7 protein-coding genes are annotated in these 5,650 nt (G+C 34.9%); 2 read left to right on the forward strand and 5 right to left on the reverse strand.

What is annotated here, in order from left to right; translation table 11 throughout:
- Positions 1-126: 126 nt before the first annotated feature.
- A complete protein-coding gene (locus QM408_RS09020; RefSeq protein ID WP_414374334.1) occupies positions 127-321 on the reverse strand; it encodes a hypothetical protein in 195 nt (64 codons plus the stop codon).
- A gap of 121 nt (positions 322-442) precedes the next feature.
- Between QM408_RS09020 and QM408_RS09025 the strand changes: the two genes are divergently transcribed.
- Positions 443-688: a helix-turn-helix transcriptional regulator gene (locus QM408_RS09025; protein ID WP_414374337.1), complete on the forward strand. Its 246-nt coding sequence runs from the start codon at positions 443-445 to the stop codon at positions 686-688.
- A gap of 263 nt (positions 689-951) precedes the next feature.
- On the opposite strand, the gene QM408_RS09030 is transcribed toward QM408_RS09025, so the two are convergent.
- Entirely contained in the window at positions 952-1,074 is a 123-nt protein-coding gene (locus tag QM408_RS09030) for a hypothetical protein (RefSeq protein ID WP_414374339.1), read from the reverse strand.
- Positions 1,075-2,255: 1,181 nt separating this feature from the next.
- On the opposite strand from QM408_RS09030, the gene QM408_RS09035 reads away from it, so the two are divergent.
- A complete protein-coding gene (locus tag QM408_RS09035; protein ID WP_414374342.1) occupies positions 2,256-3,182 on the forward strand; it encodes a tyrosine-type recombinase/integrase in 927 nt (308 codons plus the stop codon).
- 561 nt (positions 3,183-3,743) lie between these two features.
- Here the strand turns inward: QM408_RS09035 and QM408_RS09040 are convergent.
- From QM408_RS09040 to QM408_RS09050, 3 genes are all read right to left on the reverse strand, one after another.
- Positions 3,744-4,025: a hypothetical protein gene (locus tag QM408_RS09040; protein ID WP_414374344.1), complete on the reverse strand. Its 282-nt coding sequence runs from the start codon at positions 4,023-4,025 to the stop codon at positions 3,744-3,746.
- Between the two features lie 2 nt (positions 4,026-4,027).
- Positions 4,028-5,047 (reverse strand): replication initiation protein, encoded by a 1,020-nt coding sequence (locus tag QM408_RS09045; RefSeq protein WP_414374347.1) that lies wholly within the window; start codon positions 5,045-5,047, stop codon positions 4,028-4,030.
- 304 nt (positions 5,048-5,351) lie between these two features.
- Positions 5,352-5,648, reverse strand: coding sequence for a hypothetical protein (locus QM408_RS09050; RefSeq protein ID WP_414374350.1), 297 nt, complete (start codon positions 5,646-5,648; stop codon positions 5,352-5,354).
- Positions 5,649-5,650 lie beyond the last annotated feature (2 nt).

Below are 5,650 nucleotides of genomic sequence, written 5' to 3' on the forward strand. Positions count from 1 at the left end.
GTCTCCTCATCTTTAATGACCTTATAAAGATAGCGAAACCACAAATCACCGTCACTTCCAGCATGTTCACTAGCTCTCACCATGTAATCGTACCATGTTGTCATTATTATTCCCCCTCATCTTTTCTCAAAAAAGATCTGCAACACTTTGATTGATTTCCTCTTGAAGCTTGTCAAATCGTATTTTTGAGCCTGAGCCTAGAAGACGCTCTCTGACCTCCTCTAAAGGAATACATTCCCCTCTCTCATAGGCTTCCAATCCAGCTTGGATTTCAGCTTGTAGCTCTAAAAAGATTCGTTCTTTTTCTTCTTCTTGATTCATAGGAAACCTCCGTTTTATGGATACATAAGACTTTGCTACTCATAGTATACCATTTGTTTAATTAAATCATGGTATACTATGAGTAGTCGAAGAAAAATTTGTGTGAAAAGAGGTGATAGTTATGTTAGACAAAAATAATTATCAAAACAATATAAAGCAATTTAGAGTTAGAGAGGGTTTGACGCAGGAAGAATTAGCTAAGAAAATAAATATTTCAAGGCAAATGATCGGTTTAATAGAAAATAATAAAACAATACCATCTGTAGAAATAGCTTTAAAATTATCCAAAGTTCTAAAAGAACCTATAGAAAATCTTTTTTTTGAAAGGGCTTTACTATTTGTTGTTTTAATGATATTATGTTATTAAAATAAACAACAAAGGAGATTGTAAATGAAAAAATATTTACGTCGTATTCCTATGAATCTTTTGGTAATTCCGTTTATACTTCCATTTGTTCCATTTGTACCATTTGTGGTTGGCTATTTAATCGGAAGAGGATAATGTGTGAAGAGAGCTTAAGCTCTCTTTTTTGTTATCGATAAAAGCTGAAAATTCTTGGAACTCTAAGACTTATCATAGGACTTCAAAAAGAGGGCTAAAGCCCTCTTTTTTCTCTAAAAACTTTTTAGTCAAAATAGATTTTTAAAAAAATCAGCAAACCAATAACTTAAACCTGGGAATAAAAGTTTTAACAGAACAGCACTAATTACAATACTTAAAAACAATGCCATGTTTTTTCTTTTTTTAATCATGGACGCATCCTCCTGCATTGCTAGAGTAGATACCAGGCATAAACATCATAAATAAAACAAGAAACAAAGTTACATACTTCATTTTTTCTTCTAATCCATAATGTGCAAAATTTAAACCGATATAACTTATTTTAGCAATATAGTTCCCGTATTTTTTACCTTTCTAGCTATAAATAAGTTTTCTTCCCTTTCATTATACTCCTTTAAAATATATCCTTCAAATAACATCTAAATTATTTTATTCTCTTATTTCATAAATATGGCACGTTTTTCTTTTTGACGACAATAGCGATAGCGGTCGTCAGTCGTCTCGTGGTTCGAGACGAAAAAGCGTCAGCTGGAAACCCGCCCAAAGGGTTTTCGGCAAGCGTTAACTGTTTACCCTATGTTAAATTCCGCAGGAATTGTGCATGGGTAAACAGTTAACCCGCACTTTCGTGCGTTATCTCAAAAATTTACTATATCGCAAATTTTTGTCTTTTGCTTTCAAAAATCTCTCTTTTCTCTTCGAATTTTTTTAGAAAAACGTCGTTTAGTAGTAGATTTTTTATTTTTTCGATTTTATGGCAAAATAGTAGTGGATAGAATTGAGTGGTTGGAGCAAGAAACGAAAAAGAGGAAAAACAAACTTCACGATCATTTTCTAAAAAAATTTTTGTTCAATTTTTATTTTTTGAAAAAAATGGCATAATAGTATTAGAGAAGATTGATTGATGTGGAGTACGAAAAACAAGAGAAAAATAGAGACGAAAAAGCCTTGTAAAAACAACGGCTTTTTCTAGAAGAAAAAAAGTAAAAGAAAAAATTAAAAAAAGAAAATCAAAAGAAAAATAAAAAAGAATTAAGAAGAGAAAAAAGACAAACCAATAAATAGCACTTTCTAAAATACTAAATAAGAAAAATAAAGGTAAAGAAAGGAATAAACGTCAGTGTTTAGATAAAGTGTTATCAAGTGGTCCATATACCGATTTACTCCCTACAGTCGTTCCCGAGTTGTCACTACTTCGGCATGCCCAAAAGTGATTGTCAAGACCGAGACAGAAAAATGGTTGCTTATGTCATGGCATAGACATGTCGCAAAAAAGTTGCCTACGGGGTCTTCGAACCCCTCCCCTTCGGGGCCTGAACAGGTTCGATTCAAAGGTTTAATATTCTTTTACTAGTCTAGAAAAGAGGTCACTATGGATAGCGGAAATAACACAACTAAGCAAGGTCGCTGGGCGAGGAAGAGAAAAGCTCGCTCAAAGAAAAAAACGTATCAGCAGACGTTTAAATCACGTCTACAAGACATGTTTGACGCTGGTAAAGGCTCAAAACGTTCTATGGACAAGGTTACGGGCGATACGATAGATAAAATATACTCTGAACAAACCTACCGCACCTATAAAAAGCAATTTGGCTATTTTACAGAATGGGTAGATAAGACACACCCAGAAGCTATCACAATCGAAGACACTCACAAGGTCGCTAATGAATATCTTCAATATCTTATAGATAGAGATATTTCGCCCTATACGATTGCAACCGTTAAGGCTGCAATGGCGAAAGTCTTCGGTGTTTCGTCGTCGTCTTTTATGAAAACGCCTGAACGTGAGCGTTCAGGTATCAAAAGAAGTCGCTACGACGTAGCGAGTGATAGGCATATCTCAGAAGCCACAGAAAGCCGTCTAGCACGTTTTACCAGTGCTACGGGTCTCCGTAGGTCTGAAATGTTAAAGATAACGTCTGATGATCTATTTTTTGAGAATGGCAAGGCGTACTTATCCGTAACAAAAGGAACAAAAGGGGGTAAGGCTAGAGTTGTTGAGATTATGGGTGTTTCAGAAGACGATACAAAAAATATAGTGGAATTTATCCAGTCAAAAAAGGGAAGATTGTTTCCCAAATTGCATTCAAACTACGACAACCACAGATACAGAGGTACGTATGCCATGCGTTTGTATATGCACTACGCAAGAAAAGAAAAAGATATCCCACGGGCTGACCGATATGTAATGAGGAAAGACCGTGCAGGGGAAGTCTACGATAAAAGCGCCATGAAAATGGTTACGAAAAATTTAGGGCATAACCGCATTGACGTGATTGCTCAATCTTACTTGTATCAATAAAAAAATGAGTTAAAATTAGTGAAAATCCCACTTCGTTATGAGGTGGGATTTTTTTGTATAATAAAGGCCCGTCTTTTTAGGGTTTTCTTTGAGTTATTTGACTTTTTTGGGGAAAAAAGATATAATTCAAGTAATCAAAACAATAAACCTACTTTCTTTTATTTTTTGATTACTAAAACACATACAAGTTGACCATAAAGCAAAATACTTTCAAGTATTTATTTCATAAAAAAGGCAAGTTTGGGGAAACTTGTCTTTTTTTTTTTATGGTAAAAAATTACCCACTGGGGAAGTGGGTAACTAAAACACATTTACTGTTGTGCCTATTGTTTTTGGTTCAAGTCGTAGAATTTATGCACAAAATCTAGAACAAGACCGCCAACAACATGTGCTGCAACAGTTAACAAGAAGTTGACCATTTTGCATACCTCCTTGTATTTACTAACTCGGATGGCTTGCTACAGGCACCTTTATCATCAGTGACTCATCAGAGTCTATTAAATTATATCATAAAATACTCCAGCCCCTTAAACAGTTCCAGCTCTTTTCTATTTACCTCTTCTAATACTCGGCATCATCAATATCATATAAACATTCAATACCGTTGTTATCGTAAAATTCGCTTAAATGTTCATCTGCCAATTCAAACAGTCTGCCTTCTTCATCAAAATGGTTGCCATCTGCATAAGGAGTATGTAGTATTAGGGCTTTTGCTAATCTCAATACCCCTCTGCTGGTTTCATCTTCTCTAAATTCACTCTCTTTATAGATAACATCTTCGCAAATTTCAAACAGTTCTTTGAGAGAGAAATGAATTTCTTCAGCTATATGTTTATGCTCCATTTTTACACCTCATTTTCTTCTCCTAGAAAGTCATAGATATCTGTCTGCCCTGGTACTACATCAGGCTCGCTAGATTTATCCAAGCGTGCAAGCAGTGCTTGTTTTTGAGCTTCTAGCTTAGCCCGTCCTTCTTCAATTTCTTTTTTCTTATCAGCGATTTCTTTTTGAGCTCCAGGAGTATCAAGCGTGCCGTTCAACTTGTGAAACTCGATTAGCTCGTCGATAATTTTCGGGTCAAGTGGGTTCTCATAGTCGGGGTTGCTCCACTTTGGAACGTTGCTTTTCTTATTAGCCTTTTTAGATGGCTTTTTAGGAGTGTTTTTAGGCTTGTCGTACTTATGCGGATCATAAGCCTCTGTTACTTCTTTTTTCCATGTAAATTCATAGCCTAGAACGGGTGTTCCGCGTTTGTTTGACTTAATTTTTTTAACTTTTAAATCTACAAAATACGGAGAAAGTTGCTCTTTAATAGGTTTCAGAATAAGTCTATCAATTTCGCTTGGTCTGTATGATTCAGGTGTGTCTAGAATCCTCTTTAAATCATCAACAGAAAACTCTTTTCTCCCTACTGTCCTCCATTGTTTCAGCAATCGATACATAGTTTTGGCATAGGTTGATCTAATACTAGTAAACTCTTCAAGTTCATATCTTGTAAATTGAGTTTCTAATTTATTGAGGATATAGTCAAAATTAGATGACACCTTAACTTCTACCATTTTTCTATCTAGGTCTACCTCAAAAAATTCAAACAAGGTCATTACTCTAAACTTTCGTTCAGATTGCTCAAAATAGGTCAATTGACCTATTTTCTTAGCAGCGTTAGTTACTGTTTCTTCCCATCGATACTTACGAGATGAACTAGCAAGCTCTTTAAGCTCATCTGTATTGAAAACAAGCTTTTTAACTCCCTTTTCTTTCGCTTTAGTAAGTATCGTGAAGAAAAAATTCATTTCTTCAGCTGTCCAAGTTCTCATAACCACGGTATTCAAATCATTGTGATATTTAACTACTTCTGCTCCCATAAAGACAAATTCCTTTCATGTCTTTATAATACCACATTTTCCTAAAAAAGACAAGATATATTTTGTTTTTATGAATGCACATTTTGTCCCTATAAATGCACATTTTGTCCCTATAAATGCACAAAATGTCTTTATGAATGCACATTTTGTACCTGATAAAAGCTGAAACCCCTTGGCGCTCTAAGGCTCGTGGAGGGGCTAAATATATATTAAACATTAATTAAATATATAATAAAAAGGAGACTCACTTCGTTCGCTCCTCTATCCCCCCATTTATAATCAATTTATCTATTAGAATTAAAACTTAATTAGTGCTATCTAACAACAATCCATATCTTTTATTTAGTTCCTCTCTAAAGAGTTTCAAAATATCTTTTGGCTGACTTTTACGGTTCGCCTGCAAAACGTGTTCTCTTGTGTGTGTGCCTTCTGTTAAAGCATCTTGAAGGGTTATTTTTTGGAAAGGTGTTAAGGTAGGATTTTTCAACAATTGCTCTACATCATCAGTAGTTAGTTTAGTCTCCTCATCTTTAATGACCTTATAAAGATAGCGAAACCACAAATCACCGTCACTTCCAGCATGTTCACTAGCTCTCACCATGT

The organism is Streptococcus mitis, from assembly GCF_047464965.1.
In the GTDB taxonomy this organism is placed as follows: domain Bacteria; phylum Bacillota; class Bacilli; order Lactobacillales; family Streptococcaceae; genus Streptococcus; species Streptococcus mitis_DU.

Excerpts from the sequence above, each read along its gene's own strand:
- QM408_RS09050 (WP_414374350.1), bottom strand. The coding sequence starts at position 5,648 with ATGGTGAGAGCTAGTGAACATGCTGGAAGTGACGGTGATTTGTGGTTT.
- QM408_RS09030 (WP_414374339.1), bottom strand. The coding sequence starts at position 1,074 with ATGATTAAAAAAAGAAAAAACATGGCATTGTTTTTAAGTATTGTAATT.
- QM408_RS09025 (WP_414374337.1), top strand. The coding sequence starts at position 443 with ATGTTAGACAAAAATAATTATCAAAACAATATAAAGCAATTTAGAGTT.
- QM408_RS09035 (WP_414374342.1), top strand. The coding sequence starts at position 2,256 with ATGGATAGCGGAAATAACACAACTAAGCAAGGTCGCTGGGCGAGGAAG.
- QM408_RS09020 (WP_414374334.1), bottom strand. The coding sequence starts at position 321 with ATGAATCAAGAAGAAGAAAAAGAACGAATCTTTTTAGAGCTACAAGCT.
- QM408_RS09045 (WP_414374347.1), bottom strand. The coding sequence starts at position 5,047 with ATGGGAGCAGAAGTAGTTAAATATCACAATGATTTGAATACCGTGGTT.
- QM408_RS09040 (WP_414374344.1), bottom strand. The coding sequence starts at position 4,025 with ATGGAGCATAAACATATAGCTGAAGAAATTCATTTCTCTCTCAAAGAA.